Here is a 17,542-nt window from a genome sequence, read left to right as displayed (position 1 = left end):
GTGTGGAGAATGTGGAATGGAAAAGCGGCTTTGACAAAGAAAGGGAACTTATCTTTGCCATTCAACGAGATCTGGATGTAGTAACAGCCATATTATTATTAACTGGCCAAATAACAATTATAGGAGTATTTGTGACACCCGGAGCTTTTCGTGTTTCAGTAGGCGGACCTATTACAGGAACCAGTCGCATCGAAGGAAAAGACGGAAACGTGGGAATTAATATTATTATTGATATGATTGATGTGTTTCTTGCGGCTTTGCTGCTTAATAACCAGATCAATGTGTCGGGCGCCTTTATTTCTTCTGGAAGGTTTACCATTAACGTAAGCGGACCTATTTTTGGCGTTCCCAAAACAGAACCTGCATTAAGTGAACTGAATCAATCCTCTCAGTTTTTTCATCGTACCGTATCAAAACATTTTTATGTAAATCCTGACTTAGTTGAAAAATTTACAAAGGACTGATTAAAATGTCATTAACGGATATACCTACAGTAAGACCTTCAGAGACGAGTATTTTTCTTATCGCCCTGCCGCTTATTATTTTTATCTTTTTCTTTACTCAGCCAAAAGCATCAGATGTTAAATAATCATGTAGCATAATGGGTGTTTTATCCTTGGGCACACAAGCTGCTTATTTTTCTGTTCATATCATTGCCCCTTCATTCATTAAGCCCCTAACGCTTTTCTTTTCTGTCATGTTTCATTAAAATGAACATAAACATGTATGTAGAGAAAAGAATAATGTAGTGTTTCCTAACGTTATAAAATAGCTTACTATACGAAGAAAGCGTCTATAATAAAAGAAATGAACCTTTTGCGTGGTCAGCTGACGATGCTTTTTATTTTTACAAACTGCAGTGAAGGCAGAAAGGAGAGAATTCGATGAGTTTGCGCGAGCGGCTGCTGTATGTAGCGGAACATTATAAACAAATGGGTGGAGATGTACTTGTAAAACATGAAATAGAAAATATGCTTACACGCAGGCTTCCGATTTCTCTTTATCGATTGGAGCATATAAATCGAGAAGAAATGCGTATATCGGGACACCACGCTGAAACATTTCCTTACGTGACCCTTGCGAATAAGAATATAGAGAGTGACGTGATGGTCGCGTATTTATTCAGTGAAGACGGTCAGCGTATTTACTTAGTCATGTTGAGAGGAGACTCAGAAGAAGGAACAGATCTGAAAGACATTCGATTTTTTACTCCTGAACATGCCCGCGTATTGAAAGATAATCATATTGTCATTGGTACAAGCATGGAAGCGAAAAGCTTTGAGGATAGAGTAGCTCTTTACCTTCCTTACAATATAGCAGACTTACCTAGCAATGATCAGCTGCAAGAGGACTTGCATTTACTGTTAAGTATGCATGAACAGTATATAAAAACATACGGAATGAGCAAAGAGATGATGGGGGACAAAGACGCCATCGTCCATATTCATGAGTATATTAGGAAATCTGGATTTACATATGAACGACATGATATAGCCAACGCCTACTTTGCTTTAAAGACCAAACCGTTTATTGTTTTATCAGGAATGAGCGGGACAGGAAAAACAAAGCTTGCTCAGCTCTTAGCAGATAGTATCGGTGCCACGATTGAAAATGGAAGACAAGTGCTCATTCCTGTTCGACCCGATTGGCACGATAGTTCAGATTTATTAGGATATATTGATTTAAGAGGAGATTTTCGCAGAGGATCGTTTCTGTCGATTATGCAGCAAGCCATTCAGCATCCAGCTTACACATATGTTGCCATATTGGATGAAATGAACTTAGCTCGAGTTGAGCATTATTTTAGCGACATTTTAAGCGTGATGGAAAGCAGGAGCTGGTCAAAAGAGAAAATCAAAACGGCTCCGTTATTCCCGGGACATAAGATGTTCCGAGATATTTATTTGCCATCCAATCTTCTCATTATCGGTACAATTAATATGGATGAAACAACTCATGGGTTTAGTCAAAAGTTGTTAGATCGTACCAACACAATTGAGTTAAATAAGATTCAACTAGATTCTTTTGATTTTTTAGATGATAGAGATCCGTCTCAGCACGGCATTCAAAATGTACAAATTCAAAGTCAATATGTTCACTTAAAAGATGCGTATGTTGAACATGCTGAGCTCATTCACGAAGTAACAAATGAATTGCTAACTGTCAACGAGATGCTTATAGAAGTCGATTTGCAAATAGGTTACCGCGTACGCGACGAAATATGCTTTTATTTAATTTACGCGGTGAAAAGCGGAATGTTTACATTTGATCAGGCGTTCGATTTTCAGGTTTTGCAAAAAGTTTTGCCTCGTATTTCAGGAAGCGATGGGTACACATTTGATTTATTAAAAAACCTTTATTATTACTGTACAAATACGCTGTTAGATGATGAATTTGAGACAGCTGTCGTAAATGCAGATGGAATGAGATTTCCTAAAAGCGCACGCAAAATAATGGAGATGATGAGACGTTTTGAAGTATACGGATACACGTCATTTTGGATTAATACCGTACGTTGAAATTGAAACTGACACGTGTACGGTGGTTATAAAAGGGAAAAATAAGAAAAAAATAAAATCTGCAGAAGAAGTGATGTTTTTTTCTTGTACAGGAAAAGGAATTACACATGTAAAAGTATTAAATCAAACAAAAGGCATGATGACCTCAAAACCGCCGCTTGAGCCTTTATTTTTTGAAAATGAAACCTATCAAATTACAGTTGTTTCTAAAAATGAAACAAGCCTGTTTGTTAACCACGATTCAAAAGCAGTTGAACAAAGCTTTCAAAGCGTAGGATTTCCCTACATTTTGACGGGAAATATAAGCTTTCAAAATGAAGTAGGGTATTCTACATTTCATGTTTACAGCGAAAGAGAAAAAGAGCTCTCCTTTACTCTTGAAATTTTCCCCTCAAAGATGAGCTACAAGACAGATTATGTACACATGGTTGATGAAGTGAACGGATATATTCATGATTTGGCATACGATATGCTTCGTAAAACATATATTGAAGCAAAATCTGTTTGGTCTAAGCAAGCAACATGGACGGAATTTTATCATGTTCTCTCTCACTATATGAAACCCTTTCTTCATTCTGTGCGTCAGATTGAAAATCAGCCATTTCAATCGGTAAAAGTTGAACATGAGCTCATGAGAGGCGATCAAATAAAAAAACAAGATAGCCGTGCTATATCATTTGTCCGAACCCACCCTACCTATCTTGCATCTTCAAGCAGGGGGATTAAAATTAATCGAAATATAAAAGTAGTACCCACAAAAGCGATTGGCACCAGGCACGTGTCTACCTATGATAATCTGGAAAATCAAAGTGTAAAATGGATGATGACGCAGCTGTATCATAAGCTAACTGCACTAATTGACAAATTGATAGAAGATAGATATGTAAAAAAAGAAGCCGTATCGGCTCTAGAAACTAATCATGCCGAATTAAAAAGACTGTTAAATAATGCGTTTTGGCAACGGGTGAAGACCCTACAAGCTTCAATTCTTCCTTCTACACTGCGTACGGCACCCCGCTACCGGGAAGCAAGCAGATACTTTATGTTCTTAACGCGAGGATTGGCTCTTAACGGAGAGTTTTACCACCTTTCATTAAAAGATATCGCAACTCTCTATGAATACTGGACGTATGTTAGTCTTTTAAAGAAGTTGCAAACTTACGGCAAGCGGATAGAACAAAACATCATGACAACGACAGAACAAGGGTTGAACGTTAGGATGCAGCCGTCTTATCATCGTTTTCGAGTGGGGAAAGCAGAAGTCACGCTATGGTATCAGAAAGCATACCATCATACTCATACCGTTATTCAAAAGCCTGACTTACTGCTTGAAGTAAAGCAAGGGGAGAAAAAAAGTGTATATCTTTTTGACGCTAAGTATCGTATCAAACCAAATCACGATACGCCTTCACCTAGAGAAGAAGATATTAATACCATGCATCGTTACCGAGACGCTATTGTAGAGGAAAATGGAATAAAGCCGGTACAAACAGCGATTGTGCTGTTTCCAGGGAAAGCAGAGGGCTATAAGCAGCATCATTTTTATAAAAGTATTGAATGTGTTGGAGTTGGTGCGCTGCCTTTTTTGCCGGGAGAAGAAGGGTTAGTAGAAGAATTTATTGAAGCTATTTGTACGGTAGAACCACATTTTTTCAGCGCTGAGTAGGTGAATAGGTAGAAAGTGAACAAGTCTTTTTTTATGCGTTGACATAATGTTAAGTTTTTTATGTTTTGATGACATTTCGAGATTTTAGTTGTATTTTCCTGTTGAATTTTCTAGAATAGTAGAGAATAAAACCGTATCAAAAAGAAGTCGTATCATGTGCAGAGAACGTTTCAGGAGGACAACGAAGTGAAAAAGATTCTACTATTCACGTTAGTAGCGCTATTGGCAACTTTTTTTATTGACAGGGTATACAGCGAACGCAACCAAGCGCAACTTCAGCAAACTGTAATTAATGAAATTAAAAAAACAAATCAAAGTAAAGAAGAAGCTTCCATCCTTGATTTTAATGAATTATGTGATTTTAGATGGGACAAAGTATATGTTTTCGGACCGGAAACGACTCGCAGTGAGGTAAATGAAAAGCTGGGCTTCACGTGGTCTGAAGCAAAAGCAAAAGGTATTGGAAAAGATAAAAAAGATAACTTTATTGTCTTTGTAGAAAATAATCAAGTAACGCAATATTTAAAAATACCGGCGTCATATGGAACTATTGTTCCTAAGACTTCTGTTGCAAATGAAAGCTAACGAAGAAAGGGACTGACCCCCTAGAGTGAGACAAATAAAAAACACCTTTAAGTTAAAAAACGGGTATGTAGTACCTAACAATAACTTGGAGGTGTTTTTTCTATGGGGACAAGAGTCAGTTATCCGGTAGAAGTAAAGTTAAAAGCCATTGAAATGAGATTAGCTGGTGTACCTGTAAAAGAAGTATTATCACAACTGAATATTCGTAATCATACCCAATTAAAAACGTGGATGACATGGTATAAAAATGGGGAAATGCATCGATTCGAACAGCCTGTAGGCAAGCAATATTCGTATGGGAAAGGTCCAGAATTTGATAGCGAGACGTCTAAATTGAAGGCAGAGAACCGGCAGTTAAAGCAACAGATTGAGATCTTAAAAAAGTACAAGGAATTGGAAAGGAAGTGGTACCAGAAATTGTAGTGAATGTGGTGGAAGAATTGAAAGGTCAGGTACCTATTTATCAAATTTGTTTACATCTTGATATCCCTCGATCTACTTACTATCGTTGGAAGCACCATAAACAACGGGCTACATTAAAAAAATGGATGGAACAACAAGTGGGTGAACAATGTCATAAACACAAGTTTCGATATGGCTATCGAAAGATTACAGCATTACTCAATCGAACGATGAAGATTAATCATAAGTTTGTGCAGCGTACCATGCAGAAGTATGGTTGGCAATGTCGTGTAAAACGGAAGAAACGTCAGCGAACAGGGCAACCTTATCAGGTTGCAGAGAATGTATTAAATCGTGAATTTCGAGCTGATCGTCCACTTCAAAAACTAGTTACGGATATTACCTACTTGCCTTTTGGACCTAAACAGTTGTATCTTTCAAGTATTCAAGATTTATTTAACGGAGAAATCATTGCGTATTCCATTGGTGATTGTCAAAACGTAGCGTTTGTTTTAGATACGTTAAGCCAACTTCCTTCTTTGCCTGAAGGATGTACGTTGCATAGCGATCAAGGTTCTGTGTACACATCGTATGCTTATCAACAAAAAATCAAAGAAAGAGGCATTACCATGAGTATGTCCCGCAAAGGGACTCCCGCAGATAATGCCTCTATCGAATCGTTTCATTCCTCGCTAAAGTCTGAAACGTTCTACCTTGACGAGTTGACATACACTACGACCACCATCGTAGAGCAAACCGTCAAAAACTATATTACTTACTATAACAATGCCCGTATTCAAACAAAACTAAACAACCAGTCACCTGTACAATATCGGCAACTGGTCGTTTAAAAGGTGTTTTGATCCCTGTCTCAAAAACAGGGGTCAGTCCCGAAATTCGTTAGCTTTTTTATGCTTTCTTTTTTAAGGATGAAGTTTTTTTCTCTGCTGTTGATTTTGTCGGGTGTAAAGTAGAAGGATCTATGCTCACTTTTAACATTTCCATTAAATGTCGAATATCTCGTTCTTCGCTTCCGCTGCCTTTTGTAACTTCGCCTTGATTTATTTTTTGTTGAATGACGTTTTGTAAGGCATCTCGGTAGTTGTTTTTGTAAATAGACGGATTAAAAGAAGTAGATAGCTTATCAATTAATTCCACCGTCACTTGTGTATCACTTTCATTAATGGAAGAAGTACTGGATAAGTTAGGCACATCTGTGACTGAACGAAGCTCTTCTTCAAAATGCATCGTGTGAAGAACAAGAGATCCGCCCACGGAACGAATAATTGCCATTTGCTGTTTGGAATATAAAAATACATTCGCAATACCGACTTTATTCGTTATTTCAAGTGCATTTAATAAAGTATAATAAGCTTTTAGGCTTGTTTCCCCAGGAGAAATATAGTAGGGCTTATCAAAAAACAGGGGATCAATGTCATCTAACGATACAAAGTGTAACAATTCAACAGCTTTGTTTGCTGCAAAGGGTTCTTTGACACTGTCAATTTCCTGTTGTGAAAGTACAACAAACTGACCGGTCGCGGTTTCGTATCCTTTAACCAGTTCATCGGATTCTACTTCTCGTCCACACGTTTGGCAATGTTTTTCTTGATGAATAGGTGTATGGCAAACGGAGTGTAGCGTGCGCAGCTTTACATCTTTTTCTTCAATTGCTCCGTGCAGTTTAATAGGGATATCAATTAATCCAAAGCTGATTTTACCTTTCCAAGCAGTATGAAGCATAAACGTTCTCCTTTTACTCTTTTTTAGTAGTGTGCCGTAAAATAAATTAGATATCCCATTGTTTTGAAAAGAAGAATATTCTTAAAAAACTATGTGCTAAATAAACGATTAAATAGTTCCAATAAAACTGCAGAGACAACATCTGCAGCTTTATTGGAACTCGATAGGGACTATTTGCTGATTAGATTTATTTGTCTCATGTTTAGAAATCGTAATTTCAAGGATTTCGTTACTAAATGTAGCGGTAATTTTTTTATTCATCAATGGAAATGGAAAGTCGATTGTACGTTCAACGCTTTCTTCCATTTGTTCTCTTGCAAGCGTTCCTTGCTTTTCATCATGAAATTCTCTAATGCAGTATTTTTTGGCTGTCAGCTGTAAGTGGTCAGCTTGTATCTGAACGATAATATCCTTAGGGTGATACCCTAATAATTCAGCTTCGACAATAAATGATTGTTCTGTTTCAAATAAATCTATACGAACGGAATCATAATCTAAATAACTCATAAAGGGATTTGAAAGCATGACTTCTAATAACTCTTGAAAGCCTTTTACAAACATTTGGTCTGCTGGCAGACGCTTGTTTTTCATTTCTGCGTTCCTCCATTATTTAAAGTGTTTCACTTTACTATCATATGCGCGTTTATGTACTTAGTGAACTCCTGCGCAAAGAATAAGCTTGAAGTACTAGCTGTCTTGTCTACGCATAAAAAAGCAAGCTCTGTAGAGAGCTTGCCGCTGTTTTACATATCATGTCCGCTATTGTGTTTTTGGCGAGAATGCTTACGGTTTTTCACTTTATGAGATCCACTTAGCGGTTCTGGCTGTCCAGAATTGCTTTTTGGCGCATTTCTTCTGATGTCTTTACTGCTGTTTTTGTTCATAGTTAAAGCCTCCCTTTCATTTATTAGGGTAGGATAGTGACAGGGAATTTATCCGATGAAAAATTCCCCTTTCTAAAAATAGGTTTAACAAAAACAGGAAATGGGAACAGGAAAAAAGCGTCACATATAATGACGCCTTCTCGTTAGATTTCATGGAGTTAAACGATTTTGCTTTTCTAACTAGTGATTAGTATATCCAATAAGAGATTGTTTTATTGATTTTTTTTGCGTTTTTTATTATTTTGTTTCTGTTGTTCCGTTAATGGTTCATTTGAAAACTCTTCATTATAACCCGCTCCTTTTCCTTGAGCGCTAGCCGCGTTAGCTCCAGGAATGACGTGGTTTGACTTGCGTTTAGCCATGTTAAATCACCTCCGTTTCTAGCATGCGTAAAAATCAATGAAATATGAATTATTAGAAAAATAAAAGGAAGATGGAAAAAGGTTATAAGTGAAACTTATGTTAATTAATAACATTCTTTTTATTTACTTATGTATAATATTATATTAAGATAGATGGTGAAGGGAATAGAGGATGGGGTAAGTAAATCCTTTATACATAGAATTTTAAGGGGGTAAAAGCAATGACTAAAAAAGACGTTTTCAACGCTCGTTCGTCATTCGATCTTAATGGCAGCACATATAATTATTACCGCTTACAAGCTTTAGAGGAAGCAGGTTTAGGTAATGTATCTAAGCTGCCGTATTCAATTAAAGTATTATTAGAATCTGTTCTTCGTCAGGTAGATGGCCGTGTTATTACAAAAGAACATGTCGAAAACCTTGCAAAATGGGGAACAAAAGATATTAAAGATATCGATGTTCCTTTCAAACCATCTCGTGTTATTCTTCAAGATTTCACTGGAGTTCCAGCGGTTGTAGACTTAGCGTCACTTCGTAAAGCAATGGCTGATTTAGGAGGAGATCCTGACAAAATCAATCCAGAAATTCCAGTAGACCTCGTTGTCGACCACTCCGTACAAGTTGATAAAGCAGGTACAGCTGACTCATTACGAATTAATATGGACCTCGAGTTTCAACGTAATACAGAGCGCTATAATTTCTTAAGCTGGGCTCAAAAATCATTTAATAACTATCGCGCAGTTCCACCAGCTACAGGTATCGTGCACCAAGTAAATTTAGAATATTTAGCAAACGTTGTTCATGCTGTTGAAGAAGATGGTGAATTTGTAGCTTTCCCTGATTCTCTAGTAGGTACTGACTCTCATACAACGATGATTAATGGTATCGGTGTTTTAGGATGGGGTGTTGGCGGTATTGAAGCGGAAGCAGGTATGCTTGGTCAACCTTCTTATTTCCCAGTTCCTGAAGTAATCGGCGTTAAACTTGTTGGTGAATTACCAAACGGCACTACAGCTACAGACTTAGCGTTAAAAGTTACGCAAGTGCTTCGTCAAAAAGGAGTAGTCGGAAAATTCGTGGAATTCTTCGGTCCTGGCGTAGCAGAACTTCCATTAGCTGACCGTGCAACAATCGCTAATATGGCTCCTGAATACGGTGCAACATGTGGATTCTTCCCAGTTGACGCAGAAGCATTAGCATACATGCGTTTAACAGGAAGAGATGAAAAAGACATTCAGGTTGTCGAACAATATACAAAAGCAAATGGTTTATTCTTCACACCAGAAAATGAAGATCCAATTTTCACTGACGTTGTTGAGATTAACCTTGCTGAGATTGAAGCAAATCTTTCTGGTCCAAAGCGTCCGCAAGATTTAATTCCACTTTCTCAAATGCAAACAGAATTCAAGAAGGCTTTAACAGCTCCTGTTAGCAACCAAAGCTTCGGACTTGATGCTAAAGACGTGGATAAAGAAATTACGTTTAAGCTTGCAGACGGTTCAGAAACAACAATGAAAACAGGTGCCATTGCCATTGCGGCTATCACAAGCTGTACGAACACATCAAATCCTTACGTATTAGTAGCAGCCGGTTTAGTTGCGAAAAAAGCGGTAGAAAAAGGATTGGATGTTCCAGCTTACGTGAAAACTTCTTTAGCACCAGGTTCAAAAGTAGTAACGGCTTACCTGCAAAATTCAGGGCTGCTTCCATACTTAGATAAAATCGGCTTTAACATCGTAGGTTATGGCTGTACGACTTGTATCGGTAACTCTGGTCCATTAGAAGCTGAAATTGAAGCAGCGATTGCAGATAGCGACTTGCTTGTAACGTCTGTTCTTTCAGGAAACCGTAACTTTGAAGGACGTATTCATCCATTAGTAAAAGGTAACTACCTTGCTTCTCCGCCGCTTGTTGTAGCATATGCACTGGCTGGAACAGTAGATGTAGATTTACAAAAAGATCCAATCGGCATTGATACAGACGGCAATGAAGTATTCTTTAGCGACATCTGGCCTTCTCAAGATGAAATTAAAGAAGTTGTTAGCCGTACCGTAACGCCTGAATTATTCCGTAACGAGTATGAGCGTGTATTCGATGATAACGAACGCTGGAATGAAATTAAAACAAGCGAAGATGCGCTTTATACGTGGGAGAATGATTCAACATACATTCAAAACCCACCTTTCTTTGAAGGCTTATCAGAAGAACCAGGTGAAGTAGAGCCGTTAAATGATCTTCGCGTAGTAGCGAAATTTGGTGACTCAGTGACAACGGATCACATTTCACCAGCGGGTTCAATTGCAAAAACATCACCTGCAGGTCTTTACCTTCAAGAAAACGGTGTAGAGCCAAAAGACTTTAACTCATATGGTTCTCGTCGTGGTAACCATGAAGTAATGATGCGCGGTACGTTTGCAAACATCCGCATTAAAAACCAAGTAGCTCCTGGTACAGAAGGCGGCTGGACAACGTACTGGCCAACAAATGACGTAATGAGCATTTATGATGCTTGTATGAAATACAAAGAGCAAGATACAGGTCTTGTTGTACTTGCAGGCAAAGATTACGGCATGGGAAGTTCTCGTGACTGGGCAGCAAAAGGAACAAATCTTTTAGGTATTAAAACAGTAATCGCTGAAAGCTTCGAGCGTATTCACCGTTCAAACCTAGTATTAATGGGTGTTTTACCTCTTCAATTTAAAGATGGTGAAAGCGCGGATACATTAGGTTTAACTGGAAAAGAAACAATTGCAGTAGCAGTTGATGAAACAGTAAAACCACGTGATTTTATAAAAGTAACAGCAACTGATGAAGCTGGAAACAAAAAAGAATTTGAAGTACTGGTTCGTTTCGATAGTGAAGTTGAAATTGATTACTATCGCCACGGTGGTATCCTTCAAATGGTGCTTCGTGATAAATTACAGTCTAAAACACATGCGTAAGTTATAAAGAAAAAGAGCGGTTCTCGTGAGCCGCTCTTTTTTTATGCAAACGCACTGTTTTCGACAAAAAGTGAGAGGGGAATATGCTATATTATAAAAGAAAATGCCCTATAAAAGGATTATTTTAGTAGATATTGCACATATCTATTAGTACATAGATTATCACTTTTTAGAAGAAATAAAGGAGCCGATCATATGGTTAAAAAAATAATTGCGGTCTTGCTTCTAGTAGGCTTTCTTAGCTACGCCCTTTGGCAAGGGCTTTCTCCAAATGAAGCATCCGATAATTCTAACTTAAGCGAATACAAGGATTTAAATATCAAAAAAGGCGATAGTGCTCGTCAGGCTTCGGGTCAAGCTTATGGGTTGGAACCAAAAGATACAGCGCCTCCGTTTACACTGTCAGATACGAGCGGGAAATCCGTTCAATTATCGGATTTTAAAGGAAAAAAAGTCATTTTAAACTTTTGGGCAACATGGTGTCCGCCGTGTCAAAAAGAAATGCCCGATATGCAAGCGTTTTATGAGAAATATGGAAACGATGTACAGCTGCTTGCGGTTAATTTAACTTCGTCGGAAGGCAGTAAACAGGCAGTATCTAAATTTCTTAAAGAAAAACAGTTTACGTTTCGTGTATTATTGGACGACCAAGATAGTGTAGGAAGTAAAAAATATCGAGTCTCCACCATTCCGACATCTTACTTTATAGATGAAGAAGGGAAAATTGTTCAACGAGTGAATGGTCCAATGACGCTTAAACAAATGGAAAACTTTGCTCAACAAGCAGCGAATTAACTTCGCTGCTTGTTTTATTAAACATGAAACTTATTTACTTTATCATCGTATATATAGATAGGTCAGTAAACATGTCAAACTTTCTTACAACTTTTCAAAAAAAGTATGTTTACTTATCTGACAAATTGGTTACAATATAGATAGTTATACGATATCAGTTTCTTTAGATTTTTCAGATTTTTCATAAAAATTACATAAAGTAGGTGTTGTGATCATGAGAAAATTGCGCAAACGTTCATTTGAAGAGTTAGTGCAAGAAAATAAAACGCAGCTGTTAAAAGATCAGTCAGAAATTGAACGCATTGAAATGGAAATTGAAAAGCGGTTAGAAGATCGTATGCTTGAAAGAGCTGAATAACTTTAAAGTAAGTTGGTTAGAGTAACGGTGAGGAGGGGATAAGCATGGGAAATCCTAAAAAACAAAGCAAACCTTTTGTTCCGAATCACATCGGCACTCAACCGAGAGAAGCTGGTGGAAATAACGGAAAACAAATGCAAGATACATCCGGCAAGCATCCTCAAGTTATTCAAACCAAAGGTGAATGAATAAAAAGTCGCTGAATTCAGCGACTTTTTATTATTTGAATTCTACCGTGAATAAATAAACGTAAGGATTGCTCGAAATAAGCTCTTTAACGACTTCTCCATCGTCGGTTGAAAGCGGAGCAACTCGTATGCCACTGCCATCGTCACCAAATAAAGCAGCAACTGGATATGTTTTATTCATTTTTACCGTTTGTTTTTTCTCTAATCCAGTAAAGGAATATCCGTTCATTTTTTTTGGCTTTTCCGCTTCTATTCCTAGGTTTGTATCGTTGCTTCCTACATTAAACATAACTTTATGCGCATCATCATCGATTTTATATGTAATAGCAAACATGTCAAATTCTTTTGAAACAGTCAACCCTCCTGAAAATAAAGGTTCTTTTGCTTTTCCCTTTTCGTAATAAGTAGCTTTTACATAAGCTTCTTTTGCGTCACTAGGAGCTTTCACATCGTATGCAATGATATTGCTTTTGTAGTCCAGGTTTGTCACAGCTAACATTTTTTCTTCATGTTTTGAGTAATGATGAGGCTTCATAAAGGCACTTGCTGTCAATTTTGATGCCAATGAGGTTTGTGACATAAAAAATACGGCAAGCACTGCAATAAAGATGACGCTTAGTAATGTTATCATTCGTTTGGTCATAGCGATTCCCCCTTTGTATGTAAATATTACCATATTATGTATGTTTTATATACATATTTTAACTTAATTATAATTATATTATGTAAACTAAAATCATTTTTTTCCACTTATAGAGATGAACAAATCCGGCATACTACAATTGTAACAAAGTTATTTTGAGGAGGAAGATACAATGGCATGGAATAAACCGAATCCAGACGATCGCAGTGATAACGTTGAAAAATTACAAACAATGGTGCAAAATACAATGAAGAACATTGAAGAAGCAGAAGAAGCTGCTGCATGCAGCAATGAAGAAGAACGTCAGCGCATTCAGCAAAAAAATCACAATCGCGAAGTAAGTATCGAAGCAATGCGCAGCGAAATAAAAGATGAGTCAGAAGCTCGTCAAAATGGTTACGAAGGTACGATTTAATAAATAAAGCAACGACAATAAGCAGCTAAAAATAAACGGTTTTAGCTGCTTTCTTTCTATATTTTTTTAGTAAGGTCAATACTAATACAAACTAGCAAAGAGGTTTATGTAGGTGAAAAAGCACGTGAAAAGGAAAGTAGTAAGGATTTTGGTCAGTTTACTTGTCGTCTTGATTATTGTGGGCTCTTATCAAACGCATAAGCCTTTGCCTAAAGGAGTTTCATACGAAAGTAAGCCGCACAAAGTAGAAGATGTATTTCTCTTATCAGACCTAACGTATCAAGACCAGCAGACATCTGTTTCTGAACAACACATTTTTCAAGCAGTTACGAATGCGATTGATGACGCAAAAGCTTTTATTATTATGGATATGTTTCTATTTAACGGCTACTATAACCAAGGCGAAACGTTTCCTCACCTTAGTGATACGCTTGCAAGTAAGCTGATTGAAAAGAAACGAAAACATCCTACTATCGAAATCGTCTTTATTACAGATCAAATCAATACAACCTACGGCTCACATGATTCAAAGTGGTTAGATTCACTGCGGCTAAACGGAATCAAAGTGGTGCAAACCAATTTATCTAAGCTCAGAGACTCCATTCCACTGTATTCTTCAGTGTGGAGAACTTTTGTTCAGTGGTTTGGTGAAAAAGGAAACGGATGGATAACAAATCCGTTTGGTACCAATGCGCCTAAAGCGACGGTCCGTGCTTATTTAAAGTTGTTAAATGTAAAAGCTAATCACAGAAAAGTAGTAGCAACAGATCAAAGCGTTATTATCTCCTCTGCCAATCCTCATGATGCAAGTTTTTATAATTCTAACATGGCCTTTGAAGTAAAAGGGAATATTATTGGAGATGTGGTGAAAAGTGAACAAGCGGTGTCAGATTTTTCTTATGGAGGAAAGTTACCTCGGTATAAGAAGAAAGAAAAAGAAAAGGGAGACCTCTATGTTCAGCTGTTAACAGAAGGCAAAATCTATAAGCACGTATTGCATGATTTACGTCATGCTAAAAAAGGCGACGATGTATGGCTTGGTATGTTTTATCTTGGAGATCGAGACGTAATAAAGGCGCTTTTGAAAGCTTCCAAACAAGGCGCAAACGTACGATTAATTTTAGATCCTAATGAGAATGCGTTTGGAAGAAAAAAGTTCGGACTGCCTAACCGTCCAGTAGCAGCAGAACTTGTGAAAAAATCTAAAGGCGATATTAAAGTTCGCTGGTATCATACGGGAAAAGAGCAGTATCATCCCAAAACTTTATTTATTCGAAATAAAAAAAATGCAACTATTATTGCAGGAGCAGCAAATTTCACAAAACGAAATTTGGCTGACTTGAACTTAGAAACGGATATTAAAGTATCAGGACCTTCTAACAAAAAGGTTATGACCGAACTAAACGCTTATTTTGACCGTTTATGGACAAATAAAGACTACACATATACACTTCCTTATAAAAAGTATGAAAATAAAATGACGCGGCTGGAAACACTGATATATCGCATTCAAAATGCGCTTAGTCTTACAACATATTGAGTTACAACCAAACTAGTAGGAGTATATTCTCCTTATATGGTAAGATAAAACAGGAACAGGGCAAGAGGAGGTAAAATCATGTTAGTATCAACGAAAGAAATCGAAGTGCGCTATGCAGAAACCGATCAGATGGGCGTTGTGTATCATGCTAACTATTTAGTATGGATGGAAATAGGTCGAACGCAGTTTATTAGTGATTTAGGTTTTAGCTATGCACAAATGGAAAGAGACGGTGTGCTGTCGCCAGTTATTGATATACAGGCTTCATATAAAAAGCCGCTTCATTATGGCGAGACAGCTGTAGTACATACTTGGGTTGAGAACTATGACGGTCTACGCGTTGTGTACGGCTACGAAATTTTTAATTCAAATGAAGAACTTGCGTTAACAGGAACATCGTCACACGTATGTGTGAAAAAAGAAAACTTTAAGCCCATTTCGATTCGCCGTAATTATCCGGAATGGCATAAAGCCTATGAAGAGGCCAAAAAGCAGGGTTAAGCGCAAGAATAAAAAGCATCGATAAATCGATGCTTTTTTTCTTACGCTTCGTAATGAAAGTCAGGTTCTTTTGTTTCTTCATTATAATTTACGGTCAAATCATGACCATCAAAGTACCAAAGGTCTTCATCTTCTACGAAGAATGTTAAACCGTCAACTTTTGTTTCAACGCCAACGTTTTTAGGAGAATCTGTGTTTACACCTAAAGAAAAACCTTTTTGAACGTTGCTGCATCCGCCGTAGCGAACAAAAAAGCGAATTGTTTCGTTTCCTTCTAGCATCATTTCATCTTTGTACCACGTAGCTGCTGCTTCTGTTACTGTTAATTTCATTAATTATGCTCCTTCCAATACTGCGGATACACTTATTATAGTAGAAAGGTAGATAAATTACCAATATATACGAATCCAGCTAGGAAGGAATGAGATAAAATAAAATAAAACGATTTAATATAGAGGTGAAGGCTTCATTTCTATATTAAATCGTTTCATTCTTTCATTTGAAATCATATTGTTTTCCAATGGTTTCCCAGCAGTGAACGCAGTAGCGGCTTCCTTCTAGCTGTGAATCCATTTTCTTATTTCGTTTGCAAATAGGGCATTTTTTCTTCACATCATTCACCTCCTTATTTTAGTATCAGTATAACTAATAAATAAGAAATGTATTCGCTTACAAATCGGTTATAAAAAAAGAAATAAGAGGAAGCTCCTCTTATTTCTTTTTACCTGACAAAAATGTGACTTTCGGTTCTGTTTTATTAAGAATTCGGGTAATGTTTGCACGGTGTCTGTAAATGACAAAGGCTACAATTAAACCAATAATCATAATAAGCATGTAGTCTTGCTTAAATAGCGTGTAGATAAAGGTTAATACCCCGGTAACCATTGAGGACAATGATACATACTTCGTTATGTATAAGCAGATAAAAAAACATAATAGTACGAAAGCAAATAAAAGAGGTTCATAACATAAAATCACTCCGGCGGACGTGGCAACAGCTTTCCCGCCTTTGAATTTCGCGAAAACAGGAAAAATATGACCAATGACAGCAAATAAACCAATGAAGAGAATGTTTTGATTCGTATTAAATAAAAGCGGTAAAGAAGCTGCTAGGGTTCCTTTTAGAATGTCTCCAAGCGTAACGATAATTCCAGCTTTTACGCCCAATGTACGAAAGGAGTTGGTGCCGCCTAAATTGCCGCTTCCATGCTCTCGTATATCGATGCCGTATCCTAGTTTTCCAACAACTAGTCCAAAAGGAATAGAGCCCAAGATATAGGCAAGAATAGGTAATAAATAATTCATGTTTGAAAGCTCCTTTATTTCTATATCGTTTCTATTTTACCATGAGATACTTAAAAAAACATAGCTAGTTTTAGGTGAGAGACAATTATTTTAAAAAAAGAAGACGTTTACAAAAATAGAGAAAACGGGTACTATATGCAGGAAATCAACTGTAAATCGCGAATGTTGTTCAGTACATATTATATAGCTAAGAGAGGTAATAGACATGTCCATTAAAATTCCTTCCCGCCAAGAGCTTGGTAAAATATTAAAAAAAAGCAAGCGCATTGCTGTAGTAGGTTTATCAGATAACCCTCATCGAACGTCTTATATGGTTTCAGAAGCCATGCAGCAGCAAGGTTACGAGATTATTCCGGTGAACCCGACAATAAACTCAGCGCTCGGCGTAAAAGCTGTATCTTCATTAAAAGAAATTGAAGGACATATTGATATCGTTAATGTATTTCGCCGCTCTGAGCATTTGCTTGAAGTTGCAGAAGAGTTTTTAGAAGTAGACGCAGACGTATTTTGGGCACAATCTGGTTTAATTAATGAAGAAGCATATGACCTGCTCGCTAAAAAAGGGTATACTGTAGTTATGGATCGTTGTATAAAAGTTGAGCATGCTTTAACAAAGTAAGATCTATAAGCAGAACAACCAACCCATGCACACTGCTTGCATGGGTTTCACCATGCGTTGAAATAGTAAGAGCGT

General features: G+C 37.3%; 20 protein-coding genes. 13 read left to right on the top strand and 7 right to left on the bottom strand.

Annotated features, from left to right (window positions below; genetic code table 11):
- The first annotated feature begins 11 nt into the window (after window positions 1-11).
- The 5 genes from BG04_RS24715 to BG04_RS24690 all read left to right on the top strand — a co-directional run bounded on the left by BG04_RS24715 (window position 12) and on the right by BG04_RS24690 (window position 6,023).
- The gene (locus tag BG04_RS24715) at window positions 12-464 is read left to right on the top strand and encodes a hypothetical protein (protein ID WP_029322049.1); all 453 of its coding nucleotides are present in this window, start codon (window positions 12-14) and stop codon (window positions 462-464) included.
- A gap of 420 nt (window positions 465-884) precedes the next feature.
- Window positions 885-2,519 (top strand): MrcB family domain-containing protein, encoded by a 1,635-nt coding sequence (locus BG04_RS24710; RefSeq protein WP_016764319.1) that lies wholly within the window; start codon window positions 885-887, stop codon window positions 2,517-2,519.
- Window positions 2,473-4,185 carry a DUF2357 domain-containing protein gene (locus tag BG04_RS24705; protein WP_016764318.1) on the top strand — a complete coding sequence of 571 codons (1,713 nt, stop codon included), beginning with the start codon at window positions 2,473-2,475 and terminating at the stop codon, window positions 4,183-4,185. The genes BG04_RS24710 and BG04_RS24705 overlap by 47 nt, the downstream gene beginning before the upstream one ends.
- A gap of 186 nt (window positions 4,186-4,371) precedes the next feature.
- Window positions 4,372-4,770, top strand: a complete 399-nt coding sequence (locus BG04_RS24700) for a hypothetical protein (RefSeq protein WP_013057259.1) — start codon at window positions 4,372-4,374, stop codon at window positions 4,768-4,770.
- A 102-nt stretch (window positions 4,771-4,872) separates the two neighbouring features.
- A protein-coding gene (locus BG04_RS24690) for an IS3 family transposase (protein WP_115648253.1) occupies window positions 4,873-6,023 on the top strand; the annotation gives its coding sequence in 2 pieces (ribosomal slippage) (window positions 4,873-5,143 and window positions 5,143-6,023; 1,152 coding nt in all).
- Between the two features lie 58 nt (window positions 6,024-6,081).
- On the opposite strand, the gene ku is transcribed toward BG04_RS24690, so the two are convergent.
- The 4 genes from ku to sspO all read right to left on the bottom strand — a co-directional run bounded on the left by ku (window position 6,082) and on the right by sspO (window position 8,161).
- On the bottom strand, window positions 6,082-6,915 hold the full coding sequence (ku, locus tag BG04_RS24685) for a non-homologous end joining protein Ku (protein WP_013057258.1): 834 nt from the start codon (window positions 6,913-6,915) through the stop codon (window positions 6,082-6,084).
- Window positions 6,916-7,065: 150 nt separating this feature from the next.
- Window positions 7,066-7,506, bottom strand: coding sequence for an Hsp20/alpha crystallin family protein (locus BG04_RS24680; RefSeq protein WP_034651639.1), 441 nt, complete (start codon window positions 7,504-7,506; stop codon window positions 7,066-7,068).
- 152 nt (window positions 7,507-7,658) lie between these two features.
- Entirely contained in the window at window positions 7,659-7,799 is a 141-nt protein-coding gene (locus BG04_RS24675; protein WP_013057256.1) for a small acid-soluble spore protein P, read from the bottom strand.
- A gap of 212 nt (window positions 7,800-8,011) precedes the next feature.
- Window positions 8,012-8,161, bottom strand: a complete 150-nt coding sequence (sspO, locus tag BG04_RS24670) for a small acid-soluble spore protein SspO (RefSeq protein WP_013083371.1) — start codon at window positions 8,159-8,161, stop codon at window positions 8,012-8,014.
- A gap of 221 nt (window positions 8,162-8,382) precedes the next feature.
- Between sspO and acnA the strand changes: the two genes are divergently transcribed.
- The 4 genes from acnA (at window position 8,383) to BG04_RS24655 (ending at window position 12,444) form a co-directional block, all read left to right on the top strand.
- The gene (gene acnA / locus BG04_RS24665; protein WP_013083370.1) at window positions 8,383-11,103 is read left to right on the top strand and encodes an aconitate hydratase AcnA; all 2,721 of its coding nucleotides are present in this window, start codon (window positions 8,383-8,385) and stop codon (window positions 11,101-11,103) included.
- A 195-nt stretch (window positions 11,104-11,298) separates the two neighbouring features.
- The gene (locus tag BG04_RS24660; protein WP_013057253.1) at window positions 11,299-11,898 is read left to right on the top strand and encodes a TlpA disulfide reductase family protein; all 600 of its coding nucleotides are present in this window, start codon (window positions 11,299-11,301) and stop codon (window positions 11,896-11,898) included.
- Window positions 11,899-12,112: 214 nt separating this feature from the next.
- On the top strand, window positions 12,113-12,256 hold the full coding sequence (locus tag BG04_RS30065) for an FbpB family small basic protein (protein ID WP_013057252.1): 144 nt from the start codon (window positions 12,113-12,115) through the stop codon (window positions 12,254-12,256).
- 44 nt (window positions 12,257-12,300) lie between these two features.
- The gene (locus BG04_RS24655) at window positions 12,301-12,444 is read left to right on the top strand and encodes an acid-soluble spore protein N (RefSeq protein ID WP_013057251.1); all 144 of its coding nucleotides are present in this window, start codon (window positions 12,301-12,303) and stop codon (window positions 12,442-12,444) included.
- Window positions 12,445-12,475: 31 nt separating this feature from the next.
- Here BG04_RS24655 and BG04_RS24650 read toward each other — a convergent pair whose 3' ends face one another.
- Window positions 12,476-13,087, bottom strand: a complete 612-nt coding sequence (locus BG04_RS24650) for a hypothetical protein (RefSeq protein ID WP_034651643.1) — start codon at window positions 13,085-13,087, stop codon at window positions 12,476-12,478.
- Window positions 13,088-13,259: 172 nt separating this feature from the next.
- Between BG04_RS24650 and tlp the strand changes: the two genes are divergently transcribed.
- From tlp to BG04_RS24635, 3 genes are all read left to right on the top strand, one after another.
- Window positions 13,260-13,502, top strand: coding sequence for a small acid-soluble spore protein Tlp (gene tlp, locus BG04_RS24645; protein ID WP_013083367.1), 243 nt, complete (start codon window positions 13,260-13,262; stop codon window positions 13,500-13,502).
- A 124-nt stretch (window positions 13,503-13,626) separates the two neighbouring features.
- The gene (locus BG04_RS24640) at window positions 13,627-15,042 is read left to right on the top strand and encodes a phospholipase D family protein (protein WP_230586549.1); all 1,416 of its coding nucleotides are present in this window, start codon (window positions 13,627-13,629) and stop codon (window positions 15,040-15,042) included.
- Window positions 15,043-15,120: 78 nt separating this feature from the next.
- Complete coding sequence (locus tag BG04_RS24635) at window positions 15,121-15,543, top strand: acyl-CoA thioesterase (protein ID WP_013083365.1); 423 nt, start codon at window positions 15,121-15,123, stop codon at window positions 15,541-15,543.
- Window positions 15,544-15,584: 41 nt separating this feature from the next.
- On the opposite strand, the gene BG04_RS24630 is transcribed toward BG04_RS24635, so the two are convergent.
- Window positions 15,585-15,875, bottom strand: coding sequence for a HesB/YadR/YfhF family protein (locus BG04_RS24630; protein WP_013057245.1), 291 nt, complete (start codon window positions 15,873-15,875; stop codon window positions 15,585-15,587).
- A 379-nt stretch (window positions 15,876-16,254) separates the two neighbouring features.
- Complete coding sequence (gene plsY, locus BG04_RS24625; RefSeq protein ID WP_013083364.1) at window positions 16,255-16,848, bottom strand: glycerol-3-phosphate 1-O-acyltransferase PlsY; 594 nt, start codon at window positions 16,846-16,848, stop codon at window positions 16,255-16,257.
- Between the two features lie 205 nt (window positions 16,849-17,053).
- Here plsY and BG04_RS24620 point away from each other — a divergent pair, with 205 nt between their 5' ends.
- Window positions 17,054-17,467: a CoA-binding protein gene (locus BG04_RS24620; RefSeq protein ID WP_013057242.1), complete on the top strand. Its 414-nt coding sequence runs from the start codon at window positions 17,054-17,056 to the stop codon at window positions 17,465-17,467.
- Window positions 17,468-17,542: the final 75 nt, after the last annotated feature.

It is taken from the genome of Priestia megaterium NBRC 15308 = ATCC 14581, from assembly GCF_000832985.1.
Classification (GTDB): Bacteria; Bacillota; Bacilli; order Bacillales; family Bacillaceae_H; genus Priestia; species Priestia megaterium.
The sequence above is the reverse complement of the archived record's forward strand: the minus strand, read 5'-3'. Positions and strand labels throughout refer to the sequence as shown.